This is a genomic window from Solwaraspora sp. WMMA2059, from assembly GCF_027497315.1.
GTDB lineage: Bacteria > Actinomycetota > Actinomycetes > Mycobacteriales > Micromonosporaceae > Micromonospora_E.
Map to the genome: position 1 here is coordinate 4,554,779 of NZ_CP114908.1, position 16,076 is coordinate 4,570,854.

18 protein-coding genes and 2 pseudogenes are annotated in these 16,076 nt (G+C 69.4%); 6 read left to right on the plus strand and 14 right to left on the minus strand.

What is annotated here, in order from left to right; genetic code table 11:
• Positions 1-7: 7 nt before the first annotated feature.
• From O7553_RS20725 to O7553_RS20735, 3 genes are read right to left on the minus strand one after another with little or no spacing between them, the layout of a single operon-like run.
• On the minus strand, positions 8-733 hold the full coding sequence (locus O7553_RS20725; RefSeq protein ID WP_281551351.1) for a hypothetical protein: 726 nt from the start codon (positions 731-733) through the stop codon (positions 8-10).
• Positions 730-1,623: an ABC transporter ATP-binding protein gene (locus O7553_RS20730; RefSeq protein ID WP_281551352.1), complete on the minus strand. Its 894-nt coding sequence runs from the start codon at positions 1,621-1,623 to the stop codon at positions 730-732. The genes O7553_RS20725 and O7553_RS20730 overlap by 4 nt, the downstream gene beginning before the upstream one ends.
• Entirely contained in the window at positions 1,620-1,988 is a 369-nt protein-coding gene (locus tag O7553_RS20735) for a GntR family transcriptional regulator (protein ID WP_281551353.1), read from the minus strand. The genes O7553_RS20730 and O7553_RS20735 overlap by 4 nt, the downstream gene beginning before the upstream one ends.
• Positions 1,989-2,132: 144 nt before the next feature.
• On the opposite strand from O7553_RS20735, the gene O7553_RS20740 reads away from it, so the two are divergent.
• Positions 2,133-2,993, plus strand: a complete 861-nt coding sequence (locus tag O7553_RS20740; RefSeq protein ID WP_281551354.1) for an ABC transporter ATP-binding protein — start codon at positions 2,133-2,135, stop codon at positions 2,991-2,993.
• A 29-nt stretch (positions 2,994-3,022) separates the two neighbouring features.
• On the plus strand, positions 3,023-3,865 hold the full coding sequence (locus O7553_RS20745; RefSeq protein WP_281551355.1) for an ABC transporter permease: 843 nt from the start codon (positions 3,023-3,025) through the stop codon (positions 3,863-3,865).
• A 164-nt stretch (positions 3,866-4,029) separates the two neighbouring features.
• On the opposite strand, the gene O7553_RS20750 is transcribed toward O7553_RS20745, so the two are convergent.
• Positions 4,030-4,614, minus strand: coding sequence for an AAA family ATPase (locus O7553_RS20750; protein ID WP_281551356.1), 585 nt, complete (start codon positions 4,612-4,614; stop codon positions 4,030-4,032).
• A 263-nt stretch (positions 4,615-4,877) separates the two neighbouring features.
• A complete protein-coding gene (locus O7553_RS20755) occupies positions 4,878-5,096 on the minus strand; it encodes a winged helix-turn-helix domain-containing protein (protein WP_281551357.1) in 219 nt (72 codons plus the stop codon).
• A gap of 354 nt (positions 5,097-5,450) precedes the next feature.
• Here O7553_RS20755 and O7553_RS20760 point away from each other — a divergent pair, with 354 nt between their 5' ends.
• A complete protein-coding gene (locus O7553_RS20760) occupies positions 5,451-5,855 on the plus strand; it encodes a DivIVA domain-containing protein (RefSeq protein WP_281551358.1) in 405 nt (134 codons plus the stop codon).
• A complete protein-coding gene (locus O7553_RS20765) occupies positions 5,852-6,517 on the plus strand; it encodes a GNAT family N-acetyltransferase (RefSeq protein WP_281551359.1) in 666 nt (221 codons plus the stop codon). Before O7553_RS20760 ends, O7553_RS20765 begins: the two co-directional genes overlap by 4 nt.
• Before the next feature lie 13 nt (positions 6,518-6,530).
• On the opposite strand, the gene O7553_RS20770 is transcribed toward O7553_RS20765, so the two are convergent.
• From O7553_RS20770 to murA, 4 genes and pseudogenes are all read right to left on the minus strand, one after another.
• Positions 6,531-6,818 (minus strand): type II toxin-antitoxin system RelE/ParE family toxin, encoded by a 288-nt coding sequence (locus O7553_RS20770; RefSeq protein ID WP_281551360.1) that lies wholly within the window; start codon positions 6,816-6,818, stop codon positions 6,531-6,533.
• Between the two features lie 153 nt (positions 6,819-6,971).
• Positions 6,972-8,043 (minus strand): annotated as a pseudogene (locus O7553_RS20775) (IS110 family transposase).
• A 226-nt stretch (positions 8,044-8,269) separates the two neighbouring features.
• Positions 8,270-9,118 carry a 3-hydroxyacyl-CoA dehydrogenase family protein gene (locus O7553_RS20780; RefSeq protein WP_281551361.1) on the minus strand — a complete coding sequence of 283 codons (849 nt, stop codon included), beginning with the start codon at positions 9,116-9,118 and terminating at the stop codon, positions 8,270-8,272.
• A 123-nt stretch (positions 9,119-9,241) separates the two neighbouring features.
• Positions 9,242-10,675 carry a UDP-N-acetylglucosamine 1-carboxyvinyltransferase gene (gene murA, locus O7553_RS20785; protein WP_281551362.1) on the minus strand — a complete coding sequence of 478 codons (1,434 nt, stop codon included), beginning with the start codon at positions 10,673-10,675 and terminating at the stop codon, positions 9,242-9,244.
• On the opposite strand from murA, the gene O7553_RS20790 reads away from it, so the two are divergent.
• Together O7553_RS20790 and O7553_RS30220 are read left to right on the plus strand one after the other, a co-directional pair.
• Entirely contained in the window at positions 10,674-11,246 is a 573-nt protein-coding gene (locus O7553_RS20790) for a cob(I)yrinic acid a,c-diamide adenosyltransferase (protein WP_281555687.1), read from the plus strand. The two genes, murA and O7553_RS20790, sit on opposite strands and share 2 nt — an antisense overlap.
• Before the next feature lie 25 nt (positions 11,247-11,271).
• Positions 11,272-11,442: pseudogene (locus O7553_RS30220) on the plus strand (glyoxalase); the annotation flags it as partial.
• Positions 11,443-11,502: 60 nt separating this feature from the next.
• Here the strand turns inward: O7553_RS30220 and O7553_RS20795 are convergent.
• From O7553_RS20795 to O7553_RS20815, 5 genes are all read right to left on the minus strand, one after another.
• Entirely contained in the window at positions 11,503-11,940 is a 438-nt protein-coding gene (locus tag O7553_RS20795) for a DUF2550 domain-containing protein (protein ID WP_278171179.1), read from the minus strand.
• Positions 11,941-11,953: 13 nt separating this feature from the next.
• Positions 11,954-12,244, minus strand: a complete 291-nt coding sequence (locus tag O7553_RS20800) for a F0F1 ATP synthase subunit epsilon (protein ID WP_123603387.1) — start codon at positions 12,242-12,244, stop codon at positions 11,954-11,956.
• 85 nt (positions 12,245-12,329) lie between these two features.
• Positions 12,330-13,433, minus strand: coding sequence for an LCP family protein (locus tag O7553_RS20805; RefSeq protein WP_281551363.1), 1,104 nt, complete (start codon positions 13,431-13,433; stop codon positions 12,330-12,332).
• A 251-nt stretch (positions 13,434-13,684) separates the two neighbouring features.
• Complete coding sequence (atpD, locus tag O7553_RS20810) at positions 13,685-15,139, minus strand: F0F1 ATP synthase subunit beta (RefSeq protein ID WP_278171181.1); 1,455 nt, start codon at positions 15,137-15,139, stop codon at positions 13,685-13,687.
• On the minus strand, positions 15,139-16,068 hold the full coding sequence (locus tag O7553_RS20815) for a F0F1 ATP synthase subunit gamma (protein WP_281551364.1): 930 nt from the start codon (positions 16,066-16,068) through the stop codon (positions 15,139-15,141). The genes atpD and O7553_RS20815 overlap by 1 nt, the downstream gene beginning before the upstream one ends.
• Positions 16,069-16,076: the final 8 nt, after the last annotated feature.

Consider the following 16,076-nt stretch of genomic DNA (forward strand, 5'->3'; position numbering starts at 1 on the left):
GCTCTCCTCAGCCGGAGATCTTCTTCAGTGGCAGCCGGCGGACCAGCAGCCAGGTGACGGCACCGGCGACCAGCAGGGTCAGCAGCGCGATCGCCGTTCCGGTGCCAGCGTGTGCCTCGTCGTCAAGGCCGAGCATCCGGGCGAGGCCGAACCCGGTCCATTCGGTACGGAAGCCGATCTCGACGACGAACGCCGGCAGCAGCACCACTGGCAGCAGCAACGTCCCCCACCAGGGATTGAGCAGGTGGTAGACGATCGCGGTCAGTACCCCGGCCGCCATGTAGCCCAGGTTGACCAGGCTGTACTCCAGCCAGATCGCGGCGGCGTCGCCTGCCGAACCGACCAGGTACGGCTCGGTGAGCCCGTCGAGCAGCCCGAAGACGTCGAGGGTCAGGTATTCGAGGCCGAAGCCGAGCGTCGTCAGGGTGGAGAAACCGAGGGCGTACGGCACGAGGAAGCCCCAGGAGCCGATCAGCGCGTCCCGCCGGGTGACGCCGTGGGCGACGAACATCGGCAGGTAGGTGCCGACGGCGATGATGCCGAACACGAAGGTGAACCAACGCGGTGCCTGCAGGCCCATGTTCTGCCACATGCTCGCTTCGACCGTGCCGAACCGGGCGATCAGGCCGACGACCACGGCCCAGACCAGGTAGATGATCGTCCAGTACCACCCGGCCAGCGGCAGCGACCGGCGCAGCAGCGTACGGGTGACCTTCCAGGCGGTGGCGTTCATCGCCGGGCCTCCTTGTCCGTGGTGTCCGCCGTGAGGTGTACGAACAGGTCCTGCAGCCCGATCGGGCCGAGCTCCAGGCCGGCGGCGCGGGCGGCGGCCCGGTCGCCGTCGTCGACGGCCCCGAAGACGGTGGTGGACCGGGTGCCGCCGAGCTGCTGGCTGCCGAGCACGGTGCGTCCGGTGACGAACGCGTCGACGGCGGCGGCCGGGCCGGTCACTGCCGTCCCCCGGGCCCGCAGCGTCTCGGTCTCCTCGTGGGCGACCAGCCGACCCCGGTGCAGCACCACCACCTCCTCGAACAGCGACCCGACCTCCTCGATCAGGTGGGTGGAGAGCACAATGGTGCGCGGGTGCGCGAGGTAGTCGTTGAGCACTTCCTCGTAGAAGGCGTACCGGCTGGGTGCGTCGAGGCCGAGGTAGGCCTCGTCGAAGATGGTCAGCGGTGCCCGGGCGGCCAGCCCGAGGGTGACGCTGAGCGCCGACTTCATGCCCCGGCTCAGCCCGTTGAGCCGCTTGCGCATCGGCAGGTCGAACCGCTCGACCAGGCGGGCGGCGTAGTCGGCGTCCCAGTTCGGACGCAGTGTCGCGGCGAGGTCCAGGATGCAGCCGACCCGGTCGGTGTCCTGGGCGTCGACCCGGTCCCGGACGAACGTGATCTGCGACATGATCGCCGCGTTCTCAAACGGGTCGGCGCCGCCGATGCGCGCCGTGCCGCTGGTGGCGGCCCGGAAGGCGGACAGTACGGCGAGCAGGCTGGTCTTGCCGGAGCCGTTGCGGCCGAGCAGTCCGTAGATCTTGCCCGGGACGAGAGTGAGGTCGAGCGAGTCGACGGCGACGGTGTCGCCGTAGCGGACGGTGAGATTGCGGGTCTCGATGCCCAGGCCGGTCACTGGTGTTCCCCTCCTGCTGCGTGTTGAATGCGGGCGACGACCTCGGTCAACGGGATGCCGATGATCCGGGCCTCGGTGACCATCGGGTCGACAACCTCGGTGAAGAACCGGTCGCGGCGCTGGCCGCGCAGCGTCTCGCGGGCGTTGGGGCTGACGAACATGCCGATGCCCCGCTTCTTGAACAGCACGCCCTCGTCGATGAGCTGGTGGAAGCCCTTGGCGGCGGTGGCGGGGTTGATCCGGTAGTAGCTGGCGTACTGGTTGGTGGACATGACCTGCTCGCCCTCCTGCAGCGCCCCGCTCAGGATGTCGTTTTTGATCTTGTCGGCTATCTGCTGATAGATCGGACTTCGATCATCGAACACGGGAGCACCTCTGGTTCACTGGTTCGTTACTCGTGTAATGAACCGTAGCACCGAGGAACCAGACCGGTCCAGCCCGTCAGCGGTGTCCGTCACCACCACGACACCCCAGCGCGGACGCTCGCCCGGCAGGGGGATAGTGGGGCCATGAGCGACGAGGCGGCGGACCAGCCGGCCATCGAGGTACGCGGGCTGCGCAAGGCGTACGCCGGGATCCCGGCGGTGGACGGGGTCGACCTGACCGTGCGGCGCGGCGAGGTGTTCGCCCTGCTCGGCCCGAACGGCGCCGGCAAGACCACCACCGTCGAGATCCTGGAGGGCTACCGGCGCCGCGACGCCGGCGAGGTGCGGGTGCTCGGCGTCGACCCCGACCCGGGTACGCCGCAGTGGCGCTCCCGGATCGGCATCGTGCTGCAGGGCACCGGCGAGTTCGACGAGTTGACCGTCGCCGAGGTCGTCGGCCACTTCGCCGCCTTCTACCCGGCACCGGACGACCCGGCGGCGGTGATCGACCGGGTCGGCCTGGCCGGCAAGACGAAGGCCCGCACCCACACGCTGTCCGGTGGGCAGAAGCGTCGCCTCGACGTGGCGCTCGGCATCGTCGGCCGACCGGAACTGCTCTTCCTCGACGAGCCGACCACCGGCTTCGACCCGGAGGCGCGCCGTGAATTCTGGGAACTGATCCGGTCACTCGCCGGCGCCGGCACCACCATCCTGCTGACCACCCACTACCTGGACGAGGCGGAGGCCCTCGCCGATCGGGTCGGCGTGATCGCCGCCGGCCGGCTCGTCGAGGTCGCCGCCCCGGCCGAACTGGGCGGCCGGCGGGACGCCCTGGCCACCGTCTCCTGGCGTACCGCCGACGGGACGGCGCGTCGCGAGGAGAGCGCCACGCCGACGAAGCTGGTCGCCGAGCTGGCCGCGCGCTTCGACGGTGAGGTGCCCGGTCTGACCGTCACCCGGCCCACCCTGGAAGACGTCTACCTGCGGATGATTGGACACAAGTGAACGCGACCACCGGCGGCACAGCCGGCGCTGTGACCTCTCCAGCGGCCGGCGCCCCCGGCGCCTCGGCGGCCGTCACCCGGGTCGGGCCGGCGCGGTTGGGGCTGCGGCAGGGCAAGTTGGAGATCCGGCAGTTCATGCGCAGCCGCGAGTCGGTCGTCTTCACGATGGCCTTCCCGGTCATCATGATCCTGATCTTCGCGTCGATCTTCACCGGCGAGATCACCGACGGCGTACGGTTCACCCAGTACTTCATCACCGGCATGATCGCCACCGGACTGATGACCGTCGGCTTCCAGAGCCTGGCCATCCAGATCCCGATCGAGCGGGACCGGGGTGTGCTCAAGCGGCTGCGCGGCACCCCGATGCCGAAATGGGTCTACTTCGCCGGCAAGGTCATCATGGTGGCGGTGATCGGCTTCGCCGAAACGGTGCTCCTGCTGGCGGTCGCGACGCTGCTGTTCGACCTGCAACTGCCGGACACGGCGGTCAAATGGTTCACCCTGGGCTGGGTGTCGGTGCTCGGCATCACCGCCTGCACGCTGTGCGGCATCGCCTTCTCGTCGCTGGCGCGCAGCGGTCGCAGCGCCTCGGCGGTGGCCACCCCGGTGTCACTGGTGCTGCAGTTCACTTCCGGCGTCTTCTTCGTCTTCACCGCGCTGCCCGGCTGGATGCAGCAGATCGCCGCGCTGTTTCCGCTCAAGTGGATGTGCCAGGGGCTGCGCTCGGTCTTCCTGCCGGAGGCTTTCGGCACGCAGGAGCCGGGCGGCTCGTTCGAGCTGGGCATGGTCGCGCTGGTGCTGGCCATCTGGTGCGTCATCGGCCTGGTGCTCTGCCTGACCACGTTCCGCTGGACCACCAAACGCGACGGCTGACTCCCTCTGGGCCCGAGGTGCTCGCCCAAGGCTTGATGCCTCAGGTGCATCTTGATGCACCTGAGGCATCAAGCTCAACCGGTACCCACCAACCCCGCGAGGCGACACGACCGCCGACACCTGGCCGTGGTCGAGGACCACGACGGAATGGGACCACGGTCGGCTCACCGTCCGGCGTTCACGAAAGCGACGATCTCGTCGAGCCCAGGACGGTAGCCGTCGTTGGTGTCCACTTCGATCTCGGGTACGTCGAGTCGGACGGGCTGGAAGCCGTGGTGGCCGACGGTATGGGTCTGATGGTCACCGAGGTACGTATCGGCGTGGGCGCGCCGGGTTGCGTTTTCGTCCTGCCGCCGCTGGACGCGGTCGAAGGCCGTCTGCGCGGCGACCCGGCAGTGCACCACCCGGATGTCGGCGATTCCGATCAACGGCTGCAGGCCCGGCCGCCACAGGCGGTCCTGGAAAGCCGCCTCGGTGACCGTGGTGACCCCAGCGGTCAGCAGCAGTCGCAGCACGTTGAAGAAGGTGGGCAGGGTTCGAAGGGTCAGCTCGTCGCTCGGTGCGGCGATGATGCCGCCGGCAGTGTGGACCATGCCCTCCTTGATCTCGTCGCGGCAGATCGCCGGGCAGCCGATCCGCCGGGCAAGCAGGTGGGCAAGCGTCGTCTTGCCAGCCCCGGGTGGTCCGCTGATGACGACAAGGGTCGGCTTTGTTTCCACCACGTCGTTATAGCGCGGCGGCCGGTGCACGGGCAGGGACGGCCCTGAGTAGTCGGCCCTGAGTAGTCATAGTCATCTACGGCCAGAAATATCCCCGCCAACTGGCCACCAGCGAAGACCGAACTGGCCACCGACACACCGCCGGCTGACGCGGATGATCATCCGCGCCCTGCCGAACGCTATCGAGGTGAGGCCTACGCACGTAATTTTCGCGTTTTAACGTGCGTAGGCCTCACCTGATCATGAACTACGGCCGCCCGAGCCACCCCTGTCCGCCCAACGCCGACACGCAGTCACTTTGGTTCGGCCACGAACACGCCGACTCCTTCGAGGGTCTCGGTCAGCCCGGTGGCACGGAGGATCATCATCGCCTTGCCGACGACGGTGTCCGAGACGTCGTACTCGCGGCAGAGCTGTGAGCGGCTGGGCAGCTTTGTGCCCGGTGGCCACTCGCCAGACTCAATCTTCGCTCGTAGCTCGTCGGCAAGAACTTGGTACTGCTGCTTGGGCATACACACTCCCCGGATGGCATGCCCATTTGATCACGCTTCTACCTCCGACCTCAACCAGTTGCACGTTGCTCGTTGACCTACAACCGGTGGCGATTGTAGGTTGATGGCGAACGCCCCCGGATGGCTCTTGGGGCGGTCACCTCCGGTCGGGGCGTGTAGCGAGTCACGCCGTTGGGCGTCCCGGCCCCGAAGGTTCGCCCTGGTCGCCGTACCGCCGAGGAGGGCTGCGGTGATCGGGGTGGGGGTGGCCCCGCCGGCATCGGCAAGCGGCAGGGCCACCCCGTCCACCCACCAACAACACCCAGATGAGCGGAACCACCAGCGGCAGCAGCGAGCAATGGGGAGGAACACGAGATGCGTGAACTGTGGCGCCGGTGGCAGGTCCGCCGGCAACGACGCACCATGGCCGCCACACCACCGGCCGCCTGGCCCGCCGGCAGCGCCACCGGCGTCTACCGGACACCCGGCAGCCCCGCCGGCCACAATCAGCGCGGGTCGGCGTACCGGCCGATCCGGCCCTGGCAGGTCCGCAGCCACCGCTTCCCGACGGTCCCCCGGCGCGGCGGCGGCCGAGGCCTGGACCCCAGCGAGGTCGCCGCGTTCCTCGACCGCGTCGCCCACGATCTTGGCGTCGTGTACGCCGAGCTCGAACGCACCTGGGAGCAGAACGACCGGATCAAGGACGCGCTGCGCCGCTGGCAGTCCGCGCAGGCGACGCCCACCCGGCACGGCGTCTACCAGGCCGGCGCGCGCCGGTGACCGGGTCGACGCCGGTCGCCGGCAGCGGTGGCGGTCCGGCGCTGACCGTACGGACCGCCACCGCCGCCGACGTCGAGCCCCTGGCAGAGTTGCTGGCACAGGCGTGCGTACTGGACCCGGTTGTGTCCTGGCTGATCAGCGACCACGCGTTGCGGTACCTGACGATGCACCGGTTCTTCACCGCCGAGCTGGAGTTCGCCGTACGGCACGGCATCGTCGACGTGGTCGGGCACTGCGACGGCGTGGCGATCTGGTACCCGCACCCGGCAGACCGGCTCCTGGCGGCGGAACATCAGCGGCGCCGGTTGCGGGCCTGCGGTGACCGGCACGGCCCGTACGCGCACTACACCTTCACCGCCGGCCGCCTGGAACCGACCGGCCGACACCACCATCTGGCGTTCCTGGCGGCGGCACCCTGGCTACGCCGCCAGGGAATCGGGTCGACGCTGCTCGCCGCGCATCATGCCCGGCTGGACCGGATCAGCATGCCGGCGGTGGTCGAGGCGAGCAGCCAGCGGCAGCGGGCGTTCCACGAACGCCACGGCTACCGCGTCGTACGGGTGGCGCACCTGCCGGCCGGCGGGCCGCCGCTGTGGGCCATGCGCCGCTCCGGCGACCCGGTCGACCAACCACCCCTGGCGGCGGCGCTGCGCGTCGGCTGAGCCGGTGCGACTGCTACGGACGGTAGACATCCGCTCGGTGGTCGATGCGGGTGACATGCACTGTCCGGTTGTCCTCGTCGATTCGGTAGACCACCCGGTAAGGGCCGCGCCGTGCCGAGTGATAGCCGGTCAGCTCGCGGGTCAACGGCTTGCCGACCACGTACGGCCTTTCCAGTAGCAGGCCGGTCAGGAACTGACCGACGGCCATCGCGACGGCCAGCGGCAGGCCGACAGGTGGTCCCTCGGTCAGGGCTCGCCGGGCAGCGGGCGCTACGGAGAGTCGGCACGCCTCGTCGCTCACTGCTGTTCGCGCTCCGCGCGGTCAGCAAGCTGGCGCAGTAGTTCGTCAGCGTCGACGCCGTGGCCAGCGGCGCGCGGGCCTTCACCCCCGGCCTGAAGGCCGGAGCACTGGCCCGCATTCCGGTAGCTGGCGTCGAGGATGCTCCTATAGATGTCAAGCTGCTAGTTCAAGATCTTTTGAGGTGATGAGCTGGTAAAGCTCGCGCGCGACGTAGCGCTTGAGGCAGCGGATGATCTCTTTCTTGGACAGGCCTTCCTTGATGCGCTGCTCGGCGTAGGCGCGGGTGCGCGGATCCCAGCGCAGCCGCACGAGTACGACGCGGTAGAGGGCGGCGTTGGCCTGTCGGTCGCCGCCGCGGTTGAGTCGGTGGCGGTTGGTCCTGCCGGACGAGGCGGGGATCGGGGCGACACCGCAGAGCATGGCGAACCCGGCCTCGGAGGTGAGCCGGTCGTGGTTCTCGCCGGCGGTGACGAGCAGCTGACCGGCGACGTCGGGGCCGACGCCGTGGGCGGCGAGCAGGCCAGGGTTGATGGCGGCGACGAGCGGTTCGAGTAGTTCGTCGAGTTCGGTGATCTCGGCGGACAGTTGCTGGTGGCGGCGGGCGAGCGAGCGCAGGGCGATCGTGGCTGCGGTGGCCGGAGCTGCGGCGTCGGCCGGGTCGAGCTGCAGGCTGGCGCAGGTGGCGATCAGCTGCTTGACGGCCAGGCCGCGCAGTTGGGCGCGTAGCTGGTCGGGGGCGGTAACGATCAGTGCCTTGATCTGGCGTTGGGTGTCGGCGCGCTGGTCGACGGGCGCTGCGGCGGGCCACCCGCAGGTTGCGCAGGGCTTCGACGCGGCCGTCGCGCTGCTTGGGGGTGCCGGTACGTTCGCCGGCCAGGGCGGCCTTGGCCGCTTGGATGGCGTCGATCGGGTCGGACTTGCCCTGGAAGCGGCGGGTTTTACGGTCAGGGCGGTCGACCTCGACCAGCTCAACCTGCTCGTCGCGGAGTCTGCGAGCGAGTCCGGCCCCGTAGGCGCCGGTGCCTTCGACCCCGACCCGCAGCAGACGGCCGAACCCGCGCATCCAGGTCAGCAGGGCGGTGTAGCCGGCCGTCGTGGCCGGGAACTGCTGGGTGCCAAGAACCCGTCCGACCAGGTCGATCACAGCGGCCGTGTGAGTGTCCTGGTGGGTATCGACTCCACCGACGACCTCGACCGCGGCGTTATCAGGTGTAATAGAGGGCATCGTCGTCCTGTCGTTCGTGACTGGGGGCAGGGCGGCACGCACCAGCCGGGCAACGCGGACAAGACAGAGATGGGGCCTCTGGCCAGGCTCCTATTAGGTCACAACGCCACGTCCGGTGAGTGCATGAGCACCTCCCGACCGAGGCCGACAAATCCCGTTAAGGACCCGAAGTCAGTCAGTAGGCGGGTCAGACCTCGACGGGAGGTGCTCATGAACATCATCTCTGTCAGTAGGTGTAGAAGCCCTGGCCGGTCTTGCGGCCCAGGTCGCCGGCGGTGACCATGCGCTGCAGCAGCTCCGGCGGGAAGAACTTCTCGTCGGCGGTGTCGGCGTAGATGTTCTTCGCCGCGTGCAGCAACACGTCCGCGCCGGTCAGGTCGGTAGTGGCCAGCGGCCCCATCGCGTGACCGAAGCCCAGCTTGCAGGCGGTGTCGAGATCCTCGGCGGAGACCACGCCGGACTCGACGAGCTTGACCGCCTCGACGACCAGCGCGGCGATCAGCCGGGTGGTGACGAAGCCGGCGATGTCCCGGTTGACCACCACGCAGGTCTTGCCGATCTCCTCGGCGAACGCCTTCGCGGTGGCCAGCGTCGCGTCCGAGGTCTTGTAGCCGCGGACCAGCTCGCACAGTTTCATCATCGGCACCGGGGAGAAGAAGTGGGTACCGACCACCGATTCGGGGCGTCCGGTGACCGCGGCGATCTGGGTCACCGGGATCGCCGACGTGTTGGTCGCCAGCACCGCGTCCGCCTTGCAGATCTTGTCGAGTGCCCGGAACACCTCGTGCTTGATCTCGATGCGCTCGAAGACGGCCTCGACGACGACATCAGCGTCGGCCGCCGCCTCCAGCTCGGTGGTGGTGGTGATCCGACCCATCGTCGACTCGACGTCGGCGGCGCTGATCACGCCCTTGCCAGCGAACTTGTCCAGGGACTGGCGGATGCCGGCGACGCCCCGGGAGGTCGCCGCGTCGTCCAGGTCGCGCAGGATGACCCGCCAGCCCGCCTGGGCGGCAACCTGGGCGATGCCCGAGCCCATCAACCCCGCGCCGATCACTGCCAGCTGACCTGCCATCTCTTCATCTCCTCGTCCACGCGCCTCGACCGGATGTGCCAGCTGGCAGCTTATCCGGCGCACCTGAACGATCGCTAACCCGGTAGGGGCGGTCAGCCGCTGGCCGTACGGCACACCCAGCGGTCAGCCGGCCGGTGCCCCGGACAGCCGCTGCACCTGGACGCCGAGCGAGCACAGGTCGGCCACATAGTTCGGGTAGCCCCGGTCGATGTGGTGCACGTCGGCGATCTCGGTGACCCCTTCGGCGCAGAGCCCGGCGATCACCAGCCCGGCTCCGGCCCGGATGTCGGTCGCCCGTACCCGGCCGCCGACCAGCCGTTCCCGGCCGCGTACCACCGCGTGATGGCCGTCGGTCCTGATGTCCGCGCCCAGCCGCAGCAGTTCGTCGACGAACTGGAACCGGCCGTCGAAGATGTTCTCGGTGACCAGTGACGCGCCCTCGCTGACCGAGGCCAGGCCGATCGCCATCGGCAGCAGGTCGGTGGCGAAGCCGGGGAACGGCAGGGTGACCACGTCCACCGCCCTCGGCCGACGTTCCATCCGTACCCGGAAACCGTCGCCGGTGGTGTCGACGGTGGCCCCGGAGGCCGCCACCTTGTCGAGGGCGACCGCCAGGAACGACGGGTCGACGCCGCGTACCGTGACGTCGCCGCGGGTCATCGCGGCGGCGAACGCCCAGGTGCCGGCGACGATCCGGTCGCCGATGGTGGAGTGGCGGACCGGCCGCAGCTCCGGCACACCCTCGATCCGCAGGGTGGCGGTGCCGGCACCGTCGATCTGGGCGCCCATCTCGGTGAGCATCGCGCAGATGTCGACGATCTCCGGCTCGCGGGCCGCGTTGTCGATCTCGGTGATCCCATCGGCCAGCACCGCCGCCATCACCAGGTTCTCGGTGGCGCCGACGCTCGGAAAGTCCAACCAGATCGTCGCGCCGTGCAGGCCCCGCGCGGCCGAGGCGACGACCAGGCCGTCGGCGGCGGAGATCTCGGCACCCATCCGGGCCAGGCCGGCCACGTGCATGTCGAGCCCGCGCGAGCCGATCGCGTCGCCGCCCGGTTGGGCGACGGTGACGCGTCCGCACCGGGCCAGCAGCGGGCCGAGTACGCAGATCGACGCCCGCAGCCGGCGGACCAGATCGACGTCGGGCTGACAGCTGGGCGCCGGCGGCACGTCGATGATCACCGTGTCGGCGCGTGGCGAGCCGGCAACCGGCCGCAAACCAGCAGCCGACCGCGAGCCGGCGACCAACGACGGTCCGGCAACCGACAGCTGGTCGGACTCGCTCATGGTGACTTCGCAGCCGAGTCCGCGCAGCACGTCGGCCATGATGGCGATGTCGGTGATCCGCGGCACGTTGCCGATCACCGTCCGGCCCGGTGCCAGCAACGCCGCCGCCATCAGTTTCAACGCCGAGTTCTTCGCGCCCTCCACCGGCACCGTCCCGGCGAGCCGACTACCGCCGCCGACCCGGATGACGTCTCCGGACGCGGCCGGCAGCAGAGCTGGCTCGACGGTGGCGCTGCCGGCGCGGCTGAGAATCCGTACCCTGTCGCTCATGGCCGTCCACCTCACCCGCATCTACACCAAGGCCGGGGACACCGGCACGACCAGGTTGAGCAACAACGAACAGGTCGCCAAGACCGACCCGCGCATCTGCGCGTATGCCGATGTCGACGAATGCAATGCCGCGCTCGGTGTCGCCCTCGCGCTCGGTGATCTCGACGAGACGCTGCGCGGGCTGCTCAGGCAGATCCAGAACGACCTGTTCGACGTCGGCGCCGACCTGGCCACCCCGGTCGAGCCGGAGCCGGCGTACCCGCCGCTGCGGGTGACCGAGGCGTACGTGACCCGGCTTGAGGGCTGGTGCGACGAGCACAACTCACGGCTGGCCAAGCTTGACTCCTTCGTCCTGCCAGGCGGTACCCCCGGTGCCGCGCTGCTCCACGTGGCCCGCACCGTCGCCCGGCGGGCCGAGCGTTCGGCATGGGCGCTGATCACCCACGAACCGGAACGAACTAGTGCTCTCCCGGCAAAGTATCTCAATCGTCTCTCGGATCTGCTGTTCATCCTGTCCAGAACCGCAAACCCGGACGGCGACGTGCTGTGGAAACCGGGCGGCGGGCGCTGATCTCGACAAGATCGCGAATCAGCTGATGGCCGGACTGCACCACGTGGAGCTGTGGGTACCCGATCTGTCCGGGGCTGAACCGGGCTGGTCCTGGCTGCTGGGTGAACTCGGCTGGCAGCCGTACCAGCACTGGCCGGCCGGCCGCTCCTGGCGGTACGGCACGACGTACCTGGTGTTGGAGGAGTCCCCAGCGCTCACCACCCGGCGGCGCCGGCCACGGGTGGTCGCTGCTGTTCGCCGGATGCGCCTTGAGAGGTCAGGCGGCGAGGCTGCGCGAACTCCCGCCCGGCAGGCTCGCCTCGAGCCAGGAGCTGAAGCCGGTGACCGTCGACTCCGCCATGGCGATCTCGACCGGCGCGTGGTGGCTGGTGCACCGCAGGATCACCCAGTCGTGCGGCAACGCGAGCCGCTCCTGCCCTCGTGGGCTGCGCCGGCTCTCCACGGCCAGGCCGTGCCGGGACAGCACACGTTTGGGTCGCAGCGCGAAACTGAACATCCGGTACCAGCGCAGCTCATCACCGGCGAACCGGCCGAATCCGGACGACCAGCCACGGCCGTCAACCATGGTGGAGACCCGGAAGCTCAACTTGATGGTGCCGCGCACCCGGACGACCAGCGCCCGCCGGACGAACAGCACCAGGATCGCGGCGAGCAGGATCAGTACGCCGATCCCGAACCATTGGATGGTCGACATCGACGCAGCCCGCTCAGTGTCCGGATGCGGTAGCGGGGGCGGCCGGAGTGGCTTCCTCCGCGAGAATCGTCACTCCGTTGGTGGTCACCGAGAGGAACCCGCCGGCGACATCGTAAGCGAGCTGCTCCCGCCCCGGCAGCGTGATCCGTACCTGGCCGGGCTCGGCGAGCTGGCCGAGCATCGGGGCGTGGCCGGGCAGTACGCCGAGCTCGCCCTCGGTGGTGCGGGCGATCACCATCTCTGCCTCACCGGACCAGACCATCTCCTCGACGGCGACGAGTTCGACGTGCAGTTGCTTGGCCAACGCGGACTCCTTTGATGGCGAGGACCACCCGAGTTTAATCGGGGCGATGCGCGGACTCCCAGCCGGGTGCCCGCCCGGCCACCCGTTACTTTTCGCGATTGACCAGTTCAGGACGGGTCAACACGAACTGGTCGAGAGCGCCGGCCCGCAACGCGGCGAGGCATTCATCGGCGTCGTCGGTGAACCGCTCCCCCTGATACCCGCCGCCCGGGTCGGTGACAGCAACGCCCGGCAGGTCCAGCATGACGATGCCGTCGGCACGCAGTTGGCGCAGCGCCAACGCGAAGTCGACCAGCGACCGGCCCCGGGTGCCCACCACCACCGCCTCACCGGCGGCCTCCAGCACTGCGGTCAACCGACCCGGCTCGGTGATCAGGTCCCGGCTGATCACTTGCTCGGCCAACGCCCGGACCAGCTGCCGTTGGTGCCGCTGCCGGCCGTAGTCGCCGTCCGGCAGGCTGTCCCGCTGCCGGACGTAGTCCAACGCCTGCCAGCCGTTGAGCCGCTGTTCCCCCTGCTTGTACTCGGCCTGCGGTCCGACGTACCCGGGGCCGTCGGGATTGCCCGGCCGCGGCCGGCCGTCCGGTTGGCGGTGCGCCGAGCGCACATCGACGTCGATGGTCATCCGTACCCCGCCGACCGCGTCGACCAGGCGTTCCAGGCCGGCGAAGTTGACGATCACACCGGCGTCGAACCGGTCGATCCCGGTGCGGGCCGAGACCGTCGCCGCGAGCAGTTGGAAACCGGTCACCGGGTCCGGGTGCTCGGCACCGGGCACCCGGCTGCCGTACGCCATCGCGGCGTTGATCCGGTCGACGCCGCCCGGATGGCCGCTGATACCGAACGCCGGGACGTCCACCAGCAGGTCCCGGGGCAGCGAGATCAGGTACGCCCGGGACAGCCCGCTCGGCACGTGCACCAGCAGCACGGTGTCCGCTCGGGGCACCTTCTCCGGCTGGTCGGTCGGCCGGTCGATGCCGGCCACCAGCAGGTTGACCGGGCCGGTGAGCCGGTCGTCCGGGCCGGTGTCCACACCGGTGCCGACGCCGACGTCGCCGAACAGGTCCGCAGTGGGTACGGCGGCCGCGTACCGGTCGGCGACGGTGCGGCTGAGCACCACCACGGCCCCACCGGCGAGAAGCAGACCGACGAGTACGGCGAGCAACGCCAGCCGTTCCGGCCGGCTCATCCTCGCTGGGCGTGCCCGGGTCCGATCCGGTTGCATCATGCTCCGCCCCCCGTCCGCCGCAGAGCCGGTCGGGTACCCCGGCCGGCTGCCGGCAAACGCGGGCCACAGGTGAGCGTCGGGTGAAACGACGCGGGCGTCGAGTGAGACGCCCCTGGCGTCGGGTGAAACGCGACGAGCGCCCCGCCGCGATGGCGGGGCGCTCGTCAGACGCCGTCGTCAGCCCTTCCTCCAGGCCGACGGCTGCGCCGTCGTCAGCCCTTCATGAGCTCCTGGGCGTTGCGCTCCAGGTCGTCGAGCCCACCGCACATGAAGAAGGCCTGCTCAGGGAAGTGGTCGTACTCCCCTTCACTGATCTTGCGGAAGGCTTCGATGGTGTCCTTCACCGGCACGTACGAACCCTTGATGCCGGTGAAGACCTCGGCCGCGTAGGTGTTCTGCGACAGGAACCGCTCGATCCGGCGGGCCCGGGAGACGGTGATCTTGTCTTCCTCGGAGAGCTCCTCCATACCGAGGATGGCGATGATGTCCTGCAGGTCCTTGTACTTCTGCAGAATTCGCTTCACCTCGGAAGCCACCGCGTAGTGCTCCTGGCCGACGAACTCCGGGGCGAGGATCCGCGACGAGGACGCCAGCGGGTCCACCGCCGGGTAGATGCCCTTGTCGGAGATGGACCGCTCCAGGTTGGTGGTGGCGTCCAGGTGGGCGAAGGTGGTGGCCGGCGCCGGGTCGGTGTAGTCGTCGGCGGGTACGTAGATCGCCTGCATCGAGGTGATCGCCTGGCCCCGGACCGAGGTGATCCGCTCCTGCAGCTCGCCCATCTCGTCGGCCAGCGTGGGCTGGTAACCCACCGCGGACGGCATCCGGCCGAGCAGCGTGGAGACCTCGGAACCGGCCTGGGTGAACCGGAAGATGTTGTCGATGAACAGCAGCACTTCCTGCTTCTGCACGTCCCGGAAGTACTCGGCCATGGTCAGCGCGGCGAGCGCGACCCGCAACCGGGTACCCGGCGGCTCGTCCATCTGGCCGTAGACCAGCGCGGTCTTGTCGATGACGCCGGACTCGGTCATCTCGTGGATCAGGTCGTTACCTTCACGGGTCCGCTCCCCGACGCCGGCGAAGACCGACGTACCACCGAAGTTGTTCGCGACCCGGATGATCATCTCCTGGATGAGCACCGTCTTGCCCACGCCGGCACCGCCGAACAGGCCGATCTTGCCGCCCTTGACGTACGGGGCGAGCAGGTCGAGCACCTTGATGCCGGTCTCCAGCATCTCGGTCTTCGGCTCCAGGTCGGCGAACGCCGGCGCCTTCTGGTGGATCGACCGGCGCTCGGTGACCTGCAGCGTCTCGCCCTCGGCAAGGTTGAGGCACTCGCCGATGGTGTTGAACACCCGGCCCTTGATTCCGTCACCGACCGGCACCATGATCGGCGAACCGGTGTCGCGGACCTCCGCGCCTCGGACCATGCCGTCGGTCGGCTGCATCGAGATGGCCCGGATCACGTTGTCGCCGAGGTGCTGGGCGACCTCGAGGGTCAGGGTCCGCTCACCGCCGGCGAGCGCGACGTCCACGTGCAGGGCGTTGAAGATGTCGGGCATCGCGTCGCGCGGGAACTCGGCGTCGACGACCGGGCCGATGACCCGGACCACGCGGCCGGTAGCCGATGCGGTCGCTCCGGTTGCCTGGGTTTCTACAGAGGCAGTCATCACACTTCACTTCCCGCCGCCGCGAGCGCGTTGGCGCCGCCGACGATCTCGCTGATCTCCTGAGTGATCCCGGCCTGACGCGCCGAGTTCATTAGCCGCGTGTACTTCTCGATCATTTCCTCGGCGTTGTCGGTGGCGCTCTTCATCGCCCGCCGCCGGGCCGCCGATTCACTCGCCGCCGATTCGACCAGTGCCGCGTAGATCCGGGTGTTGATGTACTTCGGCAGCAACGCGTCGAGCAGCGCCTCGGCGTTCGGCTCGAACTCGTACGCCGGCAGCACCCCGGCAGCGTCCCTCGGCTTGTCCTTGACCTCCATCGGGCCGAGGATCCGGGGCACCGGGGTCTGTGTCATCAGCGACTTGAACTCGGTCGAGACGATGTGCAGCTCGTCCACCCCGAGCACCTGGTCGGCCCCGCCGCCGTCGGTGTCGTCCGCCCCTCGCTGGAACGCCGCGATCAGCGTCTGGCCGACTTCCCGGGCGTCGGCGAAGCCGGGCTGCTCGGAGAAGCCGGTCCAGCTCGCTTCGATCGGCCGGTTACGGAACCGGTAGTACGAGACGCCCTTGCGGCCGATCACGTACAGCACCGGTTCCTTCTCGTCGGCCTTGAGCCGCGCGATCAGCGACTCGGCGGTCTTGATCGCGTTGGTGCTGTATCCGCCGGCCAGGCCCCGGTCACTGGTGATCACCAGCACGCCGGCCCGGCGCACCTTCGGGCGCGCGGTCAGCAGCGGATGGTCGACCGAGGCGTTGGAGGCCAGCGCGGTGAGCACACCGGTGATCGCGTTGGCGTACGGCAGCGAGGCCGCCACCCGCGCCTGGGCCTTGGCGACCCGACTCGTCGCGACGAGCTCCATCGCCTTGGTGATCTTCTTCATCGACTTCGCCGAGCGGATCCGCTGGCGGAGTACCCGAACCTGCGCTGGCATCCGGAACC

Bases quoted from the DNA above. Each gene is read 5' to 3' on its own strand.
- O7553_RS20805 (WP_281551363.1), bottom strand. From the start codon at position 13,433: ATGAGCCGGCCGGAACGGCTGGCGTTGCTCGCCGTACTCGTCGGTCTG.
- O7553_RS20790 (WP_281555687.1), top strand. From the start codon at position 10,674: ATGGCCGTCCACCTCACCCGCATCTACACCAAGGCCGGGGACACCGGC.
- atpD (WP_278171181.1), bottom strand. From the start codon at position 15,139: ATGACTGCCTCTGTAGAAACCCAGGCAACCGGAGCGACCGCATCGGCT.
- O7553_RS20725 (WP_281551351.1), bottom strand. From the start codon at position 733: ATGAACGCCACCGCCTGGAAGGTCACCCGTACGCTGCTGCGCCGGTCG.
- O7553_RS20815 (WP_281551364.1), bottom strand. From the start codon at position 16,068: ATGCCAGCGCAGGTTCGGGTACTCCGCCAGCGGATCCGCTCGGCGAAG.
- O7553_RS20760 (WP_281551358.1), top strand. From the start codon at position 5,451: ATGCGTGAACTGTGGCGCCGGTGGCAGGTCCGCCGGCAACGACGCACC.
- O7553_RS20740 (WP_281551354.1), top strand. From the start codon at position 2,133: ATGAGCGACGAGGCGGCGGACCAGCCGGCCATCGAGGTACGCGGGCTG.
- O7553_RS20795 (WP_278171179.1), bottom strand. From the start codon at position 11,940: ATGTCGACCATCCAATGGTTCGGGATCGGCGTACTGATCCTGCTCGCC.
- O7553_RS20755 (WP_281551357.1), bottom strand. From the start codon at position 5,096: ATGCCCAAGCAGCAGTACCAAGTTCTTGCCGACGAGCTACGAGCGAAG.
- murA (WP_281551362.1), bottom strand. From the start codon at position 10,675: ATGAGCGACAGGGTACGGATTCTCAGCCGCGCCGGCAGCGCCACCGTC.
- O7553_RS20780 (WP_281551361.1), bottom strand. From the start codon at position 9,118: ATGGCAGGTCAGCTGGCAGTGATCGGCGCGGGGTTGATGGGCTCGGGC.